This window comes from Lunatimonas salinarum (assembly GCF_017811155.1).
Classification (GTDB): Bacteria; Bacteroidota; Bacteroidia; order Cytophagales; family Cyclobacteriaceae; genus Lunatimonas; species Lunatimonas salinarum.
This window is the reverse complement of sequence record NZ_JACVCV010000007.1, coordinates 1-19,024: the sequence shown is the minus strand read 5'-3', so window position 1 is coordinate 19,024 and position 19,024 is coordinate 1. Positions and strand designations below refer to the sequence as shown.

General features: G+C 46.2%; 16 protein-coding genes and 1 tRNA gene. 11 read left to right on the top strand and 6 right to left on the bottom strand.

Annotation, left to right across the window (positions count from 1 at the left end; all coding sequences use genetic code 11):
* Positions 1–33: 33 nt before the first annotated feature.
* The gene (locus tag IAQ59_RS09905) at positions 34–1,293 is read right to left on the bottom strand and encodes a c-type cytochrome (RefSeq protein ID WP_209330649.1); all 1,260 of its coding nucleotides are present in this window, start codon (positions 1,291–1,293) and stop codon (positions 34–36) included.
* Positions 1,294–1,664: 371 nt separating this feature from the next.
* Here IAQ59_RS09905 and IAQ59_RS09900 point away from each other — a divergent pair.
* Positions 1,665–1,735: transfer RNA gene (locus IAQ59_RS09900), tRNA-Cys, on the top strand.
* A gap of 91 nt (positions 1,736–1,826) precedes the next feature.
* Here IAQ59_RS09900 and IAQ59_RS09895 read toward each other — a convergent pair.
* The 5 genes from IAQ59_RS09895 to tilS all read right to left on the bottom strand — a co-directional run bounded on the left by IAQ59_RS09895 (position 1,827) and on the right by tilS (position 9,312).
* Positions 1,827–3,503, bottom strand: coding sequence for a mechanosensitive ion channel family protein (locus IAQ59_RS09895; RefSeq protein ID WP_209330648.1), 1,677 nt, complete (start codon positions 3,501–3,503; stop codon positions 1,827–1,829).
* Positions 3,504–3,617: 114 nt separating this feature from the next.
* A complete protein-coding gene (locus IAQ59_RS09890; RefSeq protein ID WP_209330647.1) occupies positions 3,618–6,377 on the bottom strand; it encodes a hypothetical protein in 2,760 nt (919 codons plus the stop codon).
* Between the two features lie 63 nt (positions 6,378–6,440).
* Positions 6,441–7,379 (bottom strand): malate dehydrogenase, encoded by a 939-nt coding sequence (gene mdh, locus IAQ59_RS09885; protein WP_209330646.1) that lies wholly within the window; start codon positions 7,377–7,379, stop codon positions 6,441–6,443.
* 90 nt (positions 7,380–7,469) lie between these two features.
* Positions 7,470–7,985, bottom strand: a complete 516-nt coding sequence (locus tag IAQ59_RS09880) for a Crp/Fnr family transcriptional regulator (RefSeq protein ID WP_209330645.1) — start codon at positions 7,983–7,985, stop codon at positions 7,470–7,472.
* Positions 7,978–9,312: a tRNA lysidine(34) synthetase TilS gene (gene tilS / locus IAQ59_RS09875; RefSeq protein ID WP_209330644.1), complete on the bottom strand. Its 1,335-nt coding sequence runs from the start codon at positions 9,310–9,312 to the stop codon at positions 7,978–7,980. The genes IAQ59_RS09880 and tilS overlap by 8 nt, the downstream gene beginning before the upstream one ends.
* 53 nt (positions 9,313–9,365) lie before the next feature.
* Here tilS and IAQ59_RS09870 point away from each other — a divergent pair, with 53 nt between their 5' ends.
* From IAQ59_RS09870 to IAQ59_RS22750, 10 genes are all read left to right on the top strand, one after another.
* Entirely contained in the window at positions 9,366–10,994 is a 1,629-nt protein-coding gene (locus IAQ59_RS09870) for an OstA-like protein (RefSeq protein WP_209330643.1), read from the top strand.
* Positions 10,995–11,194: 200 nt separating this feature from the next.
* Entirely contained in the window at positions 11,195–11,905 is a 711-nt protein-coding gene (locus IAQ59_RS09865) for a T9SS type A sorting domain-containing protein (RefSeq protein ID WP_209330642.1), read from the top strand.
* A 74-nt stretch (positions 11,906–11,979) separates the two neighbouring features.
* On the top strand, positions 11,980–12,912 hold the full coding sequence (locus tag IAQ59_RS09860) for an outer membrane protein assembly factor BamD (RefSeq protein ID WP_209330641.1): 933 nt from the start codon (positions 11,980–11,982) through the stop codon (positions 12,910–12,912).
* 21 nt (positions 12,913–12,933) lie between these two features.
* On the top strand, positions 12,934–13,254 hold the full coding sequence (locus IAQ59_RS09855; RefSeq protein ID WP_209330640.1) for a DNA-directed RNA polymerase subunit omega: 321 nt from the start codon (positions 12,934–12,936) through the stop codon (positions 13,252–13,254).
* Between the two features lie 2 nt (positions 13,255–13,256).
* On the top strand, positions 13,257–14,468 hold the full coding sequence (gene coaBC, locus IAQ59_RS09850; RefSeq protein ID WP_209330639.1) for a bifunctional phosphopantothenoylcysteine decarboxylase/phosphopantothenate--cysteine ligase CoaBC: 1,212 nt from the start codon (positions 13,257–13,259) through the stop codon (positions 14,466–14,468).
* Positions 14,469–14,613: 145 nt separating this feature from the next.
* Entirely contained in the window at positions 14,614–15,531 is a 918-nt protein-coding gene (porD, locus tag IAQ59_RS09845) for a type IX secretion system protein PorD (RefSeq protein WP_245189532.1), read from the top strand.
* 33 nt (positions 15,532–15,564) lie between these two features.
* Complete coding sequence (gene recN / locus IAQ59_RS09840; protein ID WP_209330638.1) at positions 15,565–17,217, top strand: DNA repair protein RecN; 1,653 nt, start codon at positions 15,565–15,567, stop codon at positions 17,215–17,217.
* A gap of 110 nt (positions 17,218–17,327) precedes the next feature.
* Positions 17,328–18,143 carry an enoyl-ACP reductase FabI gene (locus tag IAQ59_RS09835; RefSeq protein WP_209330637.1) on the top strand — a complete coding sequence of 272 codons (816 nt, stop codon included), beginning with the start codon at positions 17,328–17,330 and terminating at the stop codon, positions 18,141–18,143.
* A gap of 263 nt (positions 18,144–18,406) precedes the next feature.
* Positions 18,407–18,571: a hypothetical protein gene (locus IAQ59_RS09830; RefSeq protein WP_209330636.1), complete on the top strand. Its 165-nt coding sequence runs from the start codon at positions 18,407–18,409 to the stop codon at positions 18,569–18,571.
* A gap of 114 nt (positions 18,572–18,685) precedes the next feature.
* Positions 18,686–18,994 carry a type II toxin-antitoxin system VapC family toxin gene (locus IAQ59_RS22750; RefSeq protein ID WP_209330850.1) on the top strand — a complete coding sequence of 103 codons (309 nt, stop codon included), beginning with the start codon at positions 18,686–18,688 and terminating at the stop codon, positions 18,992–18,994.
* Positions 18,995–19,024 lie beyond the last annotated feature (30 nt).

The following is a 19,024-nucleotide window of genomic DNA, read 5'->3' as shown; positions in this document are numbered from 1 at the left end:
TTCTTTTAGAAAAGATTTTCGTAAAGATTCATTTTAATAGTGACACTTAGCACATTCCAACCCTCCAATATCCTTTACCTTTAAGGCATCTTTGGACTCGGAATGCAGCTGAACTAGCTTGTCGTAATATTCATTACCCTGGGCATTGATTTCGGTATTGCGATGGCAATCGATACACCATCCCATGGTTAACGCACTGTGCTGATACACTACCTCCATCTCCTCTATGGGGCCGTGGCAGGTTTGACATTCAATGCCGCCTACTTTCACGTGCTGGGAGTGGTTAAAATACGCCAAATCGGGCAAATTGTGAATTCTGACCCATTCGATGGGCTTATTATTGTCGTAGGCATCATACAGCTTGGCAATCTCTGGAGAAACCCCTTCCTTTCCACCTACATTCTGAATATGCATATGGCAATTCATACAAATGTTGGCAGAAGGGATGTTGGCAGACTTGCCTATTTCAACACCGGTATGACAGTACTGACAAGGTATTTCATACTGGCCTGCGTGCAGTTCATGGGAATAAGCTATAGGCTGTGCAGGCGCATATCCCTGTTGTATGCCAATCCCGTATAGCCCGTCTATTGCTGTTTTCACTACCAATGCCATCACAATGGTAGTAACAATGACTATCAGCATGTCACTGGTCAGCACTTTTTTGATGCTGCCTTTTTGGTTTATAAATTCTTTGTCCTCAACAGATACCTTATCACTGGTATTCAAGTACTTGGTCAATACGGAGACGATCAAGGCGAGAACCACCAAGATAAGGAGCAAAACCACTATTAAAACACCTAGAATGATGCCCAAGTACTCACTTGGAATCCCTCCCGCTGCACCTGCTGCACCTTCGGCGCCTGCCACGGCATCAACAGCGGCTTCCTCCTTCCCGCCATATTCGATGTAGGAAAGCAAATTGGTCAGGTCTCCATCGCTTAAAAAGTCGTGTGCCGGCATCACAATATTATTATACTCTTTAAAAAGTGCTACCGCCTGCGCATCACCGCTCTGAATCAAAGCCTGTGAGTTTAGAATAAAATTCTTAGCCCAATCTATTGTCCTGCGATCAGTCACCCCCCTTAAGGCAGGACCTGTGTAGCGTTGATCAAGCTTGTGACAGGTTTTACAGTTGGCATTGAAAATGGCCTCACCCGCCTTGATGGCATCTTCACTGTCCGGTACGTCGGGGTGAGCGGCGTGGCTTTCCATTCCGGAAAACAAGAACAGCGCCAACAATAAAGCACCTAGATGAATAGGAACCCCTAAGAATGAGCGTTTGATAGACATAATTTTATTTAGTTTTTCCAATTTTTTTCAAGCACTTCAAAATTCCCCACAAATGTACTACCCAACTTCTATTTTTCAAACTCAACAATTTGAACTACCGAATTTTGGACATTCTCTAAAATTTTCCGTTAAGGTATTGTTTTTCAATTTATTAAACACAGCTTAAGAAATACTTTTATTATTTAGAATAAATATAAATAAACACAATTCGTTAATTAGATGATCCGATTCTTACGAATTCACATTATGAGGTGGATTTCGGTGATATAAGCAGGTGGGCGGGAGGCGTTGATTTTTAATTTCCTAAAAAATCGAGTACCTTAGTTGACATCCAAGTTCTTTCTCGCTACATTTGCATTCCCGTTTCACAGGGTCGAGTGGCCGAGTGGCTAGGCAGAGGTCTGCAAAACCTTGTACAGCGGTTCGAATCCGCTCTCGACCTCTAAAGAAAGCATCCCTAAATGGATGCTTTTTTTTATGTGGTTCTAATTGATAGTCGATTTCTTAGGGGTATTTTTAACCCTTCGATCGGGTTAGTCTTTGGCCGTAGCATTGGATTCCTTTGCAATAAATTGCTCCAATCGCTTCTGGTAATGCTCTCTGCCGTCTTCGTAGATCGGATTAAGCCCTCGTTTCTCGGGAAAGGTCTCCATGTGAAGTGTTTGCGTAGGAAAGGCAAACCTCACCCCCAGGTCATTGGCTAGTTTGATTGCTCCTAGCAATAAATCTTCCCTCGCCTTTAGCTCTTCCGGCCAGGAGGGTACTTCGAAAAATACATAAAACATGATGTCCAAGCTGTAAGCCGAAAGGTTATTGAGATAAATGTTGTAGTAATCCTTTCGGGTACTAGGATGGCGTCTTACCAGCTCCTTTAGACCTTCTACGAACACTTCTATCAGTTCAGGCGGTGTGTCATAGGTGATGGTTATTTGGGTGTAAAATCTTCGGTATTTCCTAAGCCCATGGTTATCGATAGTGGCATCAGCGATCTTTCCATTAGGTATATAGACCAAAGAATTCCGGAAGGTTCTCACACGGGTGGATCGGAAACCCACTTCCTCCACCGTCCCATCGACATCCCCGCTCGTAATCCAGTCTCCTACCTGAAACGGCTTATCTATAAAAATCATCACCGACCCGAAAAAATTCTTAATGGTGTCCTGAGCGGCCAGAGCAAATGCAAGGCCTCCAATGGAAAGACCGGTTAAAAACGGCACAATATCCAACTGTAGCCCATCCTTGAGGATAAACAGCGTACCAATAACGATGATAAATGTCTTCAACGTCTTCCTAACCAAAGGCACCAATTGATCATCCAAGGTTGATGCTGTCTTGGATGCCATACTTTCCAAATAGGAAGACAGCAGATTGGCCAGTTTGTAGAAAATAATGGTGATGAGCAGCGGCTTTAGGGCATTTAGCAACACGACGACCCACGAAACCACTCCAATCGGCAACTGCAGCACACGGATAAAAATAGCTAGAAGCAATACAATCAAGTAGATACTAACTACCCGTGCCACCGGAAGAAGGTACTTCTGGGCGATTTTCCCATAACCCGCACGGATCAGGATGTAGTAAAATCCACGATCTACCACCACGGTAAACACTTTGTGGCTTACCACGATCATGAGGATCAATACAAATAAGCCAACCAATTGCCATAGATGCAATCCAAAATAAAAATCGTTTCCTATTTTAGGCAGTAAGTTTAACAACCTTGCGGTACCAAAGGGATAGGTCTGGGTATGAAGTTCTTTGATTTGGCTGACAGTAAAACTTGAAAAAAGCCATTGGTTTCCGATTTTTTCCAAAAAAACACCGGGTAAACGTTGTTCATCAAAAAAGTACCGCTGCTGATTATTCCTCAGGGAATCGGTGTAGTTTCGGTCTATTGGCACCTCACCAATTTTCACAAAAATGCCTTTTCCATCAAATACCTGCTTCAGCTTTATCGCCAAGTCAGAAACGTTGGCCTTGGGGTTTTCGGATAGATTTAGTGCCTTTCCCGCCAAAACGGGATCAAAAGAATCTTCCTGCAAATTATAGAAAAATGTCAACGTCGTGTGGTAGGGGCTGCTCAGGTTATTATAATCCGTTGAGTCGATGACCAAGGGTATTTGGGCATCAAATACCTGCGCATATACTTGGGCAGGAAAAACCTGTGCTCCCCAAATCAACCCTAAAAAAAACGCTACCGTCTTACGCATAACTTCCTATTTTGTTTGGGACCGTCTCCATCGAGACGCTCCTTTGAAAACTCAATGAATTGCAATAAACCCACAAATATAGCCAAAATAAAAAAGGAAGCCCAACGACTTGCGCTATAAGGGAAGCCTGTACTCTCTTAGTTGGTTTTGATATGCAGTGGCAATGAGGTATTCATTTCTAGCAGCCGCATAGGTGATGGAAATCAGCCCTCCCCCTTCCATAGGCTTCTTGCTCAGCAATTTGCCATTTAGATCTAGTAAATAAACAAATTCCTGTATACGATCTACTATTACGAATACTTCCTTCTCATAACCGAAGGAGAACCATTGAAATAAAAGGTCATCTGACAGGATGGCGTGTTCGAATAAGGGAGACTCTTTCGCATTCAGCACAGATACCTTGTTGAACTCATGTAGTACAATCAAAAAGTCGTCCCTTTCTTGATTGTTGACAATGTGGAAGCGGGTTTCCCGATCCGGCCTAAATAGTTGGCTTCGGTAGGTGAGCTCCCCCTTGAAATTTACGCCTACCACCTCCCCAGCATCGTTTACCGTAACAAGCTGAGAAGCCGATCCGCCCAGGTCGGTAACACCAATCGAAGTAGTAACCCCATTCCCTAATCTGATCGACTGCCCTAATCGGGATTCTCCCCGCCGGTTGAAAATTTCCAGATTGCCATTATTGTGTAAAGAGACCATGAGGTCACCTAAGCCGGGCACCCGGTAATGAGCGGGTTTATCAGCGAGGGGTCCCGTAGTACGTTTGGGATTCCATCCCTCAAGCACCTTGCCCTCTTTGTCCAAAAGGTACAAATCACCCATCTCATTCGCCACAAAATACCGATACTCCTTATTCCCATCATAGTCCACTAGATTGAAGTGGGCTATCTTAGTATTTTCGGGAAGTCTTAGTGGGTATTTGGGAAGGAGGTTTCCAAGCCGGTCAAACCCATAAATACCTTCTGAACAGGCAAATACAAACTGAAGCTTTTCATTTTTAAAGTAATCAATCTGAAAAACCTCTCCCCTTATCGGATTTGCCAATTGACGGGAGAAAACCAAGTTACCGTCGGGACCGATTAGGTAGATGGTGTGACGCTCATCTTGCACCAGATGTTCCAAACTACGGTCAGTGAAGTTACGGAGCGGCTTGGGACCATATACTAAGGGAAAGTTAAAATTAACCGACCCGGATTGCGCCAACAGGGGTTGCGAAGGAGAGGGCGCTACCTTATTTCCATAATCTATATCTACCTGGATACCACTCTCGGTAGAAGCACTCTTTAGCGATACGGTCAGCATAGAAAGCGTACCAAAATTAGGCGCATATTTTTGGAAAAGGGAACTCCAACCGGGACTGGTGCCCCCGATCAACTGCCGGTAAAACTTTGGCATATCCACCCACTGTATAAACGGTACGTCCCCCTTGAACCGTTCGATTGCGGACCGCTTGGATAGGGACTTGCCCCAAGTGTTGTCGTTGTACAAATCATCCAAATAATCTTTCATGCCTCGGAGCGTACTTGCCATTACCATGAACCCGTCCACTTGAGAGACATAGGTCCGCGAAAATCCATCGAAAATTCCGCTGTAATAGTGTAAAGGAAATTGCTCGGTATGGATGGTGTAAATCTCTCTTCCCAGATGGGCATCCCGTTCCATCGGCACAGCCTCATCCTGATTTGCCCGCTGAACAAAGTCAGTAAGGCCGCTCCACGCTTGGTCAGTTTCCAGCAAGGGCACCAACAAAACCCTGTCTGCATTGGCTGCCCCATCCTGTTCCATGATCATATAGATCAACCAGGGAGCTGTATCGTTTAAAAAACTACCTTCTGAAAACGCCCGCTGCAGATCGGAATACACGGTACTTTTAACTTCCCCTAGGCGGGTAGCGGGTAGCGAACCCAAGCGAACATTTTCACGGTCCATCACCCTTAATATAGCGGACCTATTAGTCACAAAATGGAAAAAATCCGGATCCAACGGTCGGGATACCGGTTTCATGGGCGGCCCTCCGGTCCTTAAATCAAATAGCCTTCCGCTAAAGGAAACCGTCCCATCCTGGAAAGCCGGTTCCAGTACTGCGCCATATGGCAGATTGGCCAGATCGTCTACCACTGAATTGCCTGACCTGGAGGAAAAGCCAAGCAGTAATTCACCCCATCCCTCCGAGCCTGTCTTCAAAAGATTCCTTCCATTCGGCTGCTCCATCTCCCCAAACATTCCTGGATATGCCGCTACAAAATCAGCCATGTCGTCCGACTTGGCACTACGTATCGCATCTTCTACCAAAAAGGACGTAAAGCTAGCGACCAATACCTTGCCATAAAACCCATAGGTGATCGGGCGGGTGGCCAACTCGGGCTTATGCTCCTTCAGTATCACTCCGCTGTAACTGCGGGTCTTAGCCCCATTGCCTTCACCAATGTGACGCTCGAGGGAGGAGATTAGCTCCGGCACCCGCTCATCCTCGTAGGCGATGGCAAACAAAAAATCAAACTCTTCTTTTCCTATGGGATGAAGAGATACCAAAAACCGCTGTCCCCTCCAAGTCCTTTCCAAGACCCCACTCTTTCCTGCTAGGCTATCTAGCCGTACCAGTTGGGTTTCCAAACGCTTGAGCGCTGGAATCTCCGCCAAATCCTTCCATATAGGTTGGGACACCAATTCATTCCAAGCCTTCACCGGCTCGTTTGTTTCATACACCCAAATGCTATTCGACGGAATCAACCGATATGGGTCTAACTTAGTCGAAAAAACATCCGTCCGAACTAGGAGGTAGCCCACTATACTGAACAGCAGGATCAATAACAAAACAAGGAAAGTCTTTAGGGTAGTCAAGGAATTGGGGTCAATGATTATTGCTAGTTCCAATAACGAAAAAAATCCCAATAGTTAATTGGGATTTTTTATTAATGGGCACACATTTAAAGGGGATTAGTGAGATCCTATTTTATCGAGTACATCCATCACCTCTTTTACATGCGAGCGGGAAACTTCCAGCAATTGCCTTTCCTCCGCATTCAAATCCAGTTCAATGACTTTCTCCACCCCGTTTTTACCAAGGATCACCGGTACCCCCAAGTAGCAGTCATCAATACCGTACTCGCCATCCAATTTGATACACACCGGGAACACCCTCCGCTGATTCTTAATGATAGACTCTACCATTTGCGCTGCGGCAGAGCCTGGGGCATACCAAGCGGATGTACCCATCAGCTTCACCAATTCTCCGCCTCCAAACTTGGTACGTTCGATGATCGCATTGAGCGTTTCACTATCGATAAGTTCGGTAACCGGAATCCCGGCCACGGTGGTATATCTCGGTAGCGGTACCATGGTATCTCCATGCCCTCCCATCAGGATTGCCTGAATTTCCTTTGGAGACACGTTCAGCGCCTCTGCCAAAAATGCACGGTATCTGGCAGTATCCAAGATCCCCGCCATACCTATTACTTTGGTTCGAGGAAGCTTGGAGGTGATGTGGGCCTGATAGGTCATCACATCCAACGGATTAGAAACTACAATAATGATGGCATCCGGGGAGTGCTTTACGACATTTTCAGTCACCGACTTCACAATGCCGGCATTGGTTTCGATCAGGTCATCGCGTGTCATACCCGGTTTCCTAGGTAAACCTGAAGTAATGACCACCACGTCTGACCCCGCAGTCTTCGCATAATCATTGGTACTTCCTACTGTACGGCTGTCGTATACGTTGATGGGGGCTTTTTGCCAGATATCCAGCGCCTTACCTTCTGCCACTCCCTCTTTAATATCGATCAGAACGATCTTTTCGGCGATTTCCCTGTAAGCCAACACGTCGGCACACGTAGCACCCACGTTCCCTGCTCCAACTACGGTTACTTTAGTCATGATATATCGGTTTAGTTTATGTTTTTTAGGTTTTTAAAAATTTCCGCTAAGATATCAAAGAAAAGCCTTTTTAGGAAGCAATGGTTTGAATTATTCAAACATCTGACCCAGGTTAAAGAAGCCGTAGGAATTTTGGTAGGAATTGAACAAGCGGATGTTATTGCGATTGTAAAACTCCGCAAGGGAAGTAATCATCTTTGCCTGTATTTTGGGGTCGCTTTCGAATACCTCCAAGATGGCATAATTGGGAATCACCCACAGGGACGCTTCCTCCGAATCCACAATGGCGGTATAAATCCGCTTCGATCCTTCCAATAGCGCGTTTTCTCCAAATGCCTCCCCGGAATTGACCCGTAGTATGGTTTCAAAGGAATCTTTGATATCTATGCTGAGGTGGACACGTCCCTTTTCCAGAATATACAGGGCCTGACTGGGGTCGTTTCTAAAAAATACCACTTCGCCTTTCAAGTACTTCCGCTTGTGAATAGCGGGCAGCAACCGAACCAACTCCGAAAAACGAAGCCGCTCAAAAAACTTTACCTTAGCCAGAAATTCAAATTGCCGACGCTCGGACTCTGAATAACTTTTCTTAAATGGATTATACATGCTTGCCCTTCGCTTTTAAATACAATACCTTGCGGGTATAGGAACCCACTTTAAACCTGTCATCCACTCGGTAACCAATGATCCAAGCGATTTCCCCATCGGAACACAATACCCTGACCTGCTGCTTACGGATCAATGGCACCTTCAAATCTATCAAAAAATCGCTTACCTTCTTAAATTGTTTCATTCCCAAAGGTCTAAATCGGTCCCCTTCTTGCCAGGATCGGATAGTGAGCGGAAAACTTAGCGAGTCCTTGTCCAGCATGGCATGCCCAGCCGACCTATCCAGCACCAACCCCTCCGCCGAAACCGTCAGCACATCATAACCCCGTCCGTCCAGCTCAAAGTAAACCTCATGCCTATCCAGCGAAATAGGCTCTAGCTCTTTTGGAATAGACCCCAGCAACAAATGGCTCCGATCCAAATTCAAAAGGTAGTCACCGGATACAAAGTGAACCCCTACGCTCCCCCTATCCATGGCATCCAGAACTTCCCCGACCTGCGCAAAATGAAAGCCATAGCTTCGAAGCCAATAGTAAAGCATCGAGCTTCGGCCCGGCAAATTAATTATTTGGGAGATCTCCAACATTTCCAGGCCCTCTTCCTGCCGAATATGCGTTGTTTTCCACGCCTCCCAAAGGTGAAAAAAGGCCTGCCCGGTATCTTTTATCCGTGCAAAACTTCCCATCAGGGCCTCCGAGGCCCCAAAGAAATGACGACCTATCAGGGGAAGCACCTCATTTCGCAGATAATTTCGTTTATAATCGCTTTGCTCGTTGGTGCAATCCTCCCGCCATTCGATTCCCTCCGCTCTGACAAAATCCGCAATTTCTTCTCGGGAAAAAGGCAATAAGGGTCTTATAAATCCCCCTCGCCTGTCGGCCATACCATAAGCTCCCTCAATACCCGTGCCCCGCAGCAGGTTCAAAAGCACGGTTTCTACCTGATCCCCTGCATGGTGAGCGAGCAGGATCGCATCGGCCCGGCCCTCCCCAAGCAACTTTTCAAACCAATTGTACCGCAAGTCTCTAGCCGCCATCTGCGTGGACACACCATGGGATTCCTTATAGGCCAAGGCATCAAAATGCTTTACCTCAACGGAAATCCCAAACTCGCCCGCTAATTTGCGAACAAAGGATTCGTCCCCGTCACTATCGGCACCACGTAACCTGAAATTACAATGGATAAGACCAAAGGAAGCATTGCACTGTCTTAGCAGATGGGCCAAGGCGACACTATCGATTCCTGCACTGATAGCTAACAGGTAGTTTTTATTAAAATCCAGCAGACCAGATTCCAATACGTGGCGTTTAAATCGCTCCAACATAAACCAAAAATACCATTTTCTGCTAATTTTGCAGCAACATTGAAAATTTTAGCATGAACAAACCGCTCGTAATGCCACTGTTCTTCTGCCTACTCCTTGGAGTAGGGATGGGCATTACCCATGCCCAGTCGGGGTCTTCGGGCGATAATAGGCTGGAAATCCGGCAGGCTTCCCGCCTATTGGGTGGCAGGGGTTTTGAAAGGCTACTTGAAAATGTCATTCTAAAACATCAAAACTCCCTTATTTACTGCGATTCGGCCCATTTTTACAGCCAAGAAAACGTCGCCAAACTTTTTGGAAGGGTCAAAATAGAAGACCAGGAGGATCCGATAGTCGTCACCAGCTTGTATGCCGAGTACGATGGCAATACCCAACTGGCCAAGTTACGAAATACGGTCGTCTTCAAAAACGAAGGCACCACGCTATACACCGATTTTCTAGATTACGACCGAACCTCCGGGGAAGCCAACTACTTCAACAAGGGAAAAGTAGTGGACAGTACCAATGTACTTACCAGCGAAAAAGGACTCTACCAAACCCAATTGGCCAAAATTACCTTTACCGATAATGTGGTTTTGGACAATCCGGACTATGATCTGCGCTCCAATATTTTGTATTACTACACCGAAACCAAAATTGCAGAAACCGAAGGGATCACCAATGTGGAATCCACCGAAGGGAATAAATTAAACGCCAAACGTGGAAGCTTCTATGATACTGAAAACAAACTATTTAAGTTCTACGACGGCGATGTAGAAACCGAAACCAGCAAGGTCTATGGGGAAATATTGCTGTACGATGAACTAAATCAGTACTACGAGGCCATCGAAAACGTCAGCATCTACAATAAGGAACGTGAAATTGAAGTCTTTGGCCAAGAGGGCAAATATTGGGAAGAAAGCCAATACTCAAAGGTCTACGGCAATGCATTGGTGCGCAAATACTTTGAGCAAGACACCCTCTACATGATCGCCGACACCCTTATCTCGCAGGACAGCGAGGATCCTGACCAACGGTTTTTGCTTGCCTTCCCCAACATGCGCATGATCAAATCAGAATTGGCGGGACGTTCAGATTCCATGTCCTACCGGTATGCCGACTCCACTATATACCTCTTCGGGGATCCTGTAATGTGGAATAACAAGAGTCAAATCACCGCAGATAGTATACGGATCCTAATTGCCAATCAAGACATTGATCGGGCCTTGCTAAGGGGAAATGCCTTTGCGATTACAAGAGACACCGTGACCAACTACAATCAGATAAAAGGACGAAAAATGACGGGTTTTTTTATAGACGGTAACATGAGTAAACTCGACGTGGAAGGGAATGGAGAATCACTCTACTTTGCGCTTGAGAACGACACCACGCTGCGAGGAATCAACAAGCTGCTTTGCGGCAGAATCATCATGCATTTTGCCAACAACCAAGTGTCCAAAATTTCACACACCTTAAAACCCGAAGCCTCATTTACGCCCCCTCATATGATCAAAGACGACCAAAAAGCGCTCAAGGGGTTTTTATGGCGCGAGGAAGAACGCCCATCCATGGCCATTATAAACGACTGGCGAACACCAAAAATCCGGGAAGAAAACACCTTCAATTTCTTTGATCGCCCCGATATTCAGTTGAGCTACCCTGATAATGATGAAATACAAAAATCACTGGATGACCCTACGTAGAGATTACATGATCGGCAAAATTTTACCTTTTTCCGTAATTTTTAGGATGTTCAAACGAAGATGATCCTAAAAAATTTTAATAAAGTTAACAATTTTTAACCCAAAGGTATTCCATTATTGGAACCTATTCGGTATTTTTATACGTATATATGGTTGCCATTAAATAACTAAAAATCCGAGGGCCTATAACTAAACTTTACATGAAACCCTTTTTGCCGTTTTTGATCACACTGTTACTGTTTTGTCAGTCTTGGGCTGCGGCGAGACAGGTACGTGTGTTAAGCGAAAAGGTAGAGTTTATTGGCAAAGTAAACACCAAACAACGCAAATCGCTTATCCTCCAAAACGATTCCGATCAGGTAAAAGAATACTTCCTCAAATTCACTCAAGGGAACATCGGGTCTTCTCAGTCCATGAAAGTTTGTTTGGATAATAACTGTTACAATCCCATCAAAGAACCCCACCGCATTAAAATAAAACTGAATCCCGGGGAGATCTTCACAGACCTGTATATTGAGTTTGATTTGGGAATTATTGCTACAAGGGGAACCTTTGACCTGCATTTCTTCAATACGGAAAATTCACGGGATTCCTTCATTATCGAAGGAGTGTATAACGTAGAGGCAAGCAACGAGGATTCCTTTGTACACAAGGATTTTGAATTGGGCGGCGTATACCCCAACCCTACAAACCGGGTGGCCCAATTGGATTACAAGATCAAAAACCCTTCGGTAAGTGCGCGCGTGGTGGTGACCAGCTTCATTGGTAATCCCATCTACGACTTCCGACTGGACCCCGTGCAGTATTCTTTGGAAATCAACGTGACCGACCTAAATCCCGGCGTTTATTTTTACACCATCATCGTGGACAACAAAAACCTTGTCACCAAGAAACTCTTTGTCAATAAATAACCTACCGTGAAAATGGGATAATCCTTCGCCCATTTGATAACGAGTAAATAAACGCTTATATTTGCCGATTCATTATGAAAAACCAATTAAACATCCTCCTAAGTGTCTTTACTGTAGTCGTGTTGATGAGCTCCTGCGGAGAATTCTACAAACTCGAAAAAAGCACCAACTGGGATGAACTTTACGATGCCGCCAATCGATATTACGATAAAAAGGAATACAACAAGGCCATTATACTGTACGACCGGGTACTGCCGGTAATACGTGGCAGTGGCAAGGCAGAGATGGCGGAATTTAACTACGCCTACTCCCACTTTCGGACTAAGAGATACATTGAGGCGGCAGGGTATTTCAAAACATTCTTTGACACCTACAATAGAAGCCCGCTGGCCGAAGAAGCCCTGTTCATGAACGCTTACTCCCTGTACCTGGATTCACCGGACTATAACCTGGACCAACGAAGCAGCAGGGATGCGGTAAACGCCATACAGTTGTTTATGAACCGATTTCCGGAATCCGACTCGTACGAGCGCGCGATGGGCATGATTGATGACCTGCAAAAACGGTTCGAAGAAAAAGCCTTTCAGGAGTCTAGGATGTATTACCGGCTCACCGATGGTCTTTTCCCGGGAGAATTCTATCGGGCATGTATCATCAATTTCCAGAATTTTGCCAAATCCTATCCGGACAGCAAGTACAACGAGGAACTGGGGTTCAAATTGGTGGAAGTTTCCCTCGCCTATGCGGAACGCAGTGTTTTTGGTAAAAAAGAAGAGCGCTTAAAAGATACGATGACCTTTGGGGAAAATTTCCTCAAAAAATACCCCGAAAGCTCCTATGGCAAGCAGGTAACCAACCTGATGAGTAAGACACAAACTGAACTGGAGTCCTACTACAAACTGAAGGAAGATTACGAGCAGCGTACCGCTGAAGCACGTAGGCTGATCGAAGAGGAGGAGGCCCGAAACCGGGAGGCTGCGGGATCACTCAAAAATGCTGAAAATTAAACATTGACTTAATCTATAAAAATGGCTGCTAATCAATCCATTATTACCAGAGACTTGGACAAGATCGCCGAAAAATCCGGCAACCTGTACAAGTCCATACACATCATTTCGCAACGTGCGAAACAAATCTCTTCCAACATGAAGGAAGAGCTGAATAATAAACTCTCTGAGTTTGCCTCCACGGTAGACAATTTGGAAGAAGTGTTTGAAAACAAAGAGCAAATCGAGATCTCCAAATTCTACGAGCGTATGCCCAAGCCAACCTCGCTGGCCATGGAAGAGTTTATGGAAGACAAAGTATTTTTCCGCGACCCCGAAAAAGATCCCGAATCGGAGGAATAGGGATGTCAGTCCAACATAAAAAAATCCTGATCGGAATTACGGGAGGAATCGCCGCCTACAAGGTTGCCACACTTATCCGTTTGCTGATCAAACATGGAGCAGAAGTAAAAGTCGTCATGACCGCTTCTGCTCTTGACTTTATTACCCCCCTCACACTGGCAACGTTGGCAAAAGGCCCGGTTTACAGTGATTTTTACGACAAAAAAACGGGCGTGTGGCATAACCACGTGGAGCTTGGATTGTGGGCTGACCTGATGCTTGTTGCCCCCCTTACGGCCAATACCCTCGCCAAAATGGCTCATGGGCAAAGCGACAACCTCCTAACGGCCACCTACCTCTCTGCCAGATGCCCCATCGTGGTGTCACCCGCCATGGACCTGGACATGTACCGCCACCCCTCCGTCACACAGAACCTCGACACGCTCAGGAGCCACGGTGTCACCGTATTGGATGCGGGCACGGGAGAGCTGGCAAGTGGTCTGTCCGGACAAGGAAGGATGCGGGAACCCGAGGAGTTATTCGAAATACTGTCAGATCTCCTGTCTAACCGCGAACCCCTAGCTGGAAAGCGCGTACTTATCACCGCCGGTCCCACGCAAGAGGCTATAGACCCTGTGCGGTATATCAGCAACCACTCCAGTGGAAAAATGGGCATCGCCATTGCGCTGCAAGCGGCCATGCAGGGGGCGGAGGTTGATCTTGTACTGGGCCCTACTTCGTACACCCCCTCGCATCCCCGAATTCATGTTACCCATGTGAGATCCGCGGAGGAAATGTTTCAGGCTGCAGCCGCAATTCACGAAGCATGCGATATCGCCGTATTCAGTGCCGCGGTGGCCGACTACAGCCCGGTAAAAACGGCGGATCAAAAACTGAAAAAAGACGGGGACTCGTTACGGATAGAACTGAAGAAAAACACCGACATTGCCCAAACCCTAGGGATGCGAAAGCGCCCCGGCCAACTGCATATCGGCTTTGCCTTGGAAACGGAAAACGAAACCACCTATGCACTAGAAAAGCTTGAGCGTAAGAGATTTGACATGGTAGTACTAAATTCCCTCCGCGACGAAGGTGCCGGTTTCCAAAAAGACACCAATAAGGTCACATACCTCGTGGCAGGGCAAGTCCCACAAGTGTCCGATGTGTTGCCAAAGACGGAAATCGCCAAGCAGATACTGGAAATAGCGCAAAAACTGAGGCCTCAATCAAACTAGCATTAAAAACGTATTATCGTTATCTTTACCTTTGCAATTTACATATGCTACACGCCTCTCCGCGGCAGCTTACAAAAGGGATGGGTTCCACCTGACCCTGTAAATGGTAGAACCATCTTATCTAGGTAGGTTAATTATCAAGGATATGAAAAAACGTGCGGTTACATGCTTTTTAGTCACTTTGGCGATTCTTGCCCCACTGGGGCAGCTCACTGCGCAGCAATTGAATTTCACGGTAACCATCAATAGTGAACGGGCTAGGACACAGGACACCGATATCTTTGACAATATGAAGACCGCCTTTGAGCAATTTCTGAACGGGCGGAGTTGGACCGACGATGAATTCAGGCCGGAGGAGCGCATTAAAGGAAACCTGCTTATCACCATCAACGACATGCCACAGGTAGGCGTCTTTGTCGCCACCGTTCAGATTCAAACCGTGCGGCCTGTATATGGATCCAACTACGAAAGCCTGATGTTCAACTTTGCAGACCGAAACTGGACCTTCGAATACCAGGAATCCCAGCCCATGGAATTCAACCGCTATTCCTATTTGAACAACGTCACCTCGCTGCTGGCATTTTATGCGTACGTGGCACTGGGTTTGGATTACGATTCCTTCGCTCCGCGAGGAGGAAATCCCTACTTTGAAATCGCCAGTAACATTGTAGCCAATGCCCAGCAATCCCCACGGCCGGGGTGGAACCAAAGCCAATCGGATAGAAGAAACCGCTATTGGCTTTCCAATGACCTATTTACCTCCCAAGTGATGGTTTCGATACGGGACGCCTATTACCTATATCATCGAAAAGGAATGGATATGCTTATATCCAACCCCGATGAAGCCTTTAAAAACATCCTGGAAGCCATCAAGAAAGTGGGAGAAGCCAACCAAGTGCAGCCAAACAGTATCCTTACGATCAGTTTTATGGATGCCAAATCCGACGAAATAAGCAAGGTCCTGAAAAATGCACCATTGGAAATCAGGCAGCAGGCCGTGGAAGTCCTTTTAAGAGTAGACCCCAACAATGCCCGAAGGTATAACGACATCCTGAAAGGCTGACGTCCAGCCCCCAACCTAACCCAGACGCGATACATGCTGACGCATTTAACCATATCCAATTACGCACTCATCCGCCAACTGGAAATGATGCCCTCCAAAGGACTAAACATGATCACTGGTGAAACCGGTGCGGGAAAGTCCATTATGCTAGGAGCCATAGGGCTGCTGATGGGAAACCGCGCAGATACCAAGGTCCTGTATGACGAGGAGGCCAAATGCGTGATCGAGGGAACTTTCTTTGTGGCACCTTACGGGCTCAAGTGGTTCTTTGAAGAAGAAGAACTCGATTATGATGAAACCTGTATCATCAGACGGGAAATTTCCCCTTCCGGAAAAAGCAGGGCTTTTGTCAACGATACACCCGTTCGCCTGGAGACTCTCAAACAACTGGGCAAAACGCTGATGGACATCCACTCCCAACACGAAACCCTGCTGCTCGGCGCCGCAAGCTACCAGCTATCGCTGATCGACAACTACGCACAGACGAGCAAAGAGCAACTCCAGTATACACAAGCCTACAAGACATTTCTATCTGCAAAAAAAGCTTACGAAAGGCGCTCCAAAGAAGGGCTGGAAATGCGGAAGGAGGCAGATTACAACAAATTCCAATTGGAGGAATTGGACGCCCTCAATCTCGTGGCAGGCGAAATCGCCGAACTCGAAGAACAACAGTCCCTGCTGGAACATGCCGAAGAGATCAAAGCCAAGATTCATGAGGCCATCCAATTCCTGGACCACGAGGAATTCGGCGCCCTGAAGAGCTTGGCAACGGTAGCCCACGCCTTGCAGGATTTGGGGACATTCGGCAAGCATTTTTCGGAATTGCAGGAGCGGTTCCATTCTGCGCTGGTCGAAATCCAGGATATACAAGATAGCTTGGCCAAGGAAGACGACACCCTAGAGGTAGACTTTGAGAAGCTCGACCAAACACGCGAACGGCTCACCGCTATCTACCAGTTACAGAAGAAACACGGATTGGACACCGAGGAAGGGCTTATCCAACTGGCCCATGAGCTCGCCGAAAAGGTATTTCAACTGGATAACCTAGAGGAGGAGTTGGCCCAACTAAATCAGGAGCTGGAGTTGGCCAGGGAAGCGATGATGCAACAAGCCATTCTACTCTCAGAAAAGCGAAAAGCCAGCTTGGCTCCCTTTGCAGAGGACCTGCGGCTATTGCTCCAGCAATTAGGTATGGAGAATGCACAGGTGTCAATAGAACGTAGAGAGACCGACCCTGATACCAACGGGATCGATGCCGTGGAAATCTACTTTTCTGCCAACAAAGGTGTAAAGACCCAACCCCTGGGGCAGGTAGCATCCGGTGGCGAATTTGCCCGCTTCATGTTTGCCGTCAAGTACATCATGGCCGACAAGGTGGCTCTTCCCACACTAATCTTTGACGAGATTGACACTGGTATTTCAGGTGAAATCGCCCTGCAACTCGTTAAGATGATGCAGCAGATAGCCACAAAGCACCAGGTCATCTGCATCAGCCATCTCCCCCAAGTCGCCGCAAAAGGAGAAAACCATTATTTTGTATACAAAGACAATAGTCAGGAGAAGACCTTTTCCAAAATCAAACTGCTCAGCCCGGAGGAACGCCTCACCGAAATCGCCCAAATGATCGCCGGTGCCAATCCCTCTGCCAGTGCGCTGGAAAGCGCTAAGGAATTGCTGGCGGGCTAATCTTTTTCCTAATTTCAGCTACTGCGCAGGAGAATAAGCGGAAATTGATGAAAATTCCTTAGTTTTGTGGCTCCTACTACCAACGCTCATCCAAACTGTAACAAGACATTATGCCTGAAAATTTATTATTGGGAAAAAAAGGCATCATCACCGGTGCACTGGACGAAAACTCCATTGCCTGGCAGACCGCCCTAAAAGCCAAGGAACAAGGAGCCACCTTTGTGCTGACCAATGCGCCTATCGCCATGAGAATGGGAGCCATCAACGAGTTGGCAGCCGCATGTGACACCATCGTAGTACCAGCCGACGCCACCTCGGTAGAAGATATTGAAAAACTATACGACGAATCCAAAGAGTTTTTGGGCGGCAACGTGGATTTCATCCTTCACTCAATCGGGATGTCCCCCAATGTCAGAAAGGGAAGGGCCTACGGAGATTTGAATTATGAATGGGCCCAAAAGTCCTATGACGTGTCGGCACTTTCATTTCACAAGATGCTTCAAGTAGCCGAAAAAAAGGACTTCATCAATGAGTGGGGCTCCGTGGTGGCACTTAGCTACATCGCTGCACAGCGGGCCTTCCCGTTTTACAGCGACATGTCGGAGGCCAAAGCCATCTTGGAAAGCATAGCGCGTAATTACGGACAGCGGTATGGACAATTGAAAAAGGTAAGGGTGAATACTATCTCCCAGTCTCCTACCAAAACCACCGCCGGATCCGGTATCAATGGGTTTGACGACTTCTTTGACTTTGCGGACATGATGTCGCCACTTGGCAATGCTTCGGCTGAGGCATGCGCTGAGTACATCATCACCTTGTTTTCGGATTATACCCGTATGGTGACCATGCAGAACTTATTCCACGACGGGGGATATTCCTTCTCTGGAATTACCCCTATGATAGTAGATAAGTTTCTGTCAAAATAAAATAAGAGCCGGACATCTAACTTGTCCGGCTTTTTTTCCTCTTTTGCACGTAACCTTCCTGAGTATTTTCTCACCCTTCTTTTGAATAAACCATTTTTTCTAGAATTGATTATGTAATGCGCTTTTTGTCAAATTTTGATACCCCAAAGGCAAAAATACGTTTGTCAAATAATTTTGCGTATCTTTACTTTAAGCGTGTAAAATCAGCTCGTTTTGGAATAATGATTAAAACGATAACAATAGACATTATTAACGACAAGGCTTTGAAGCTTATCAAAGACTTGGAACTTCTACAACTTATTCGAGTCCGTAGTGAAGATACCCAGTATGGCCCACACCAAATTCAGCGCTACAAAGGAGCCATGTCAAAACAACCAGTCGATGACATTGATCAGCAGCTAAATGATCTTAGAAACGGATGGGAATAAAGTATATCTGGGAGACAAATACAGCTATTTATTTTTTGCAACGACAGTTTCCCCCTGCCGCTGAGAAAAAATATTGACAACTCCATCAGAGAATAGCCACCTTGTTTCTCTGCCATCACAGAGATTGAATTACTATGTTGGAAAACTTCGAATTGGCAGGACCGAGAAGTTCTCTTTAATTTTATCTCTGATGTTTTGGTGATTGAGCTTGACCAGTCTATCGAACTACAAACTGCCGAAATTCGCAAAGCTAATAAGGTCAAGCTACCTGATGCAATTATTGCTGCTACGGCAATCGTGAATGGACTTACTCTGGTAACTAGGAATATTTCAGACTTTAAAAAATTCCCTAACTACTGTTATCCGACAAAAACACTGCGTGTTTTTGGTCATCTTGAAAAAAATACAATAGCGAGGTTTTGACACCTCGCTAAAATTTATGATGTTTGAAGT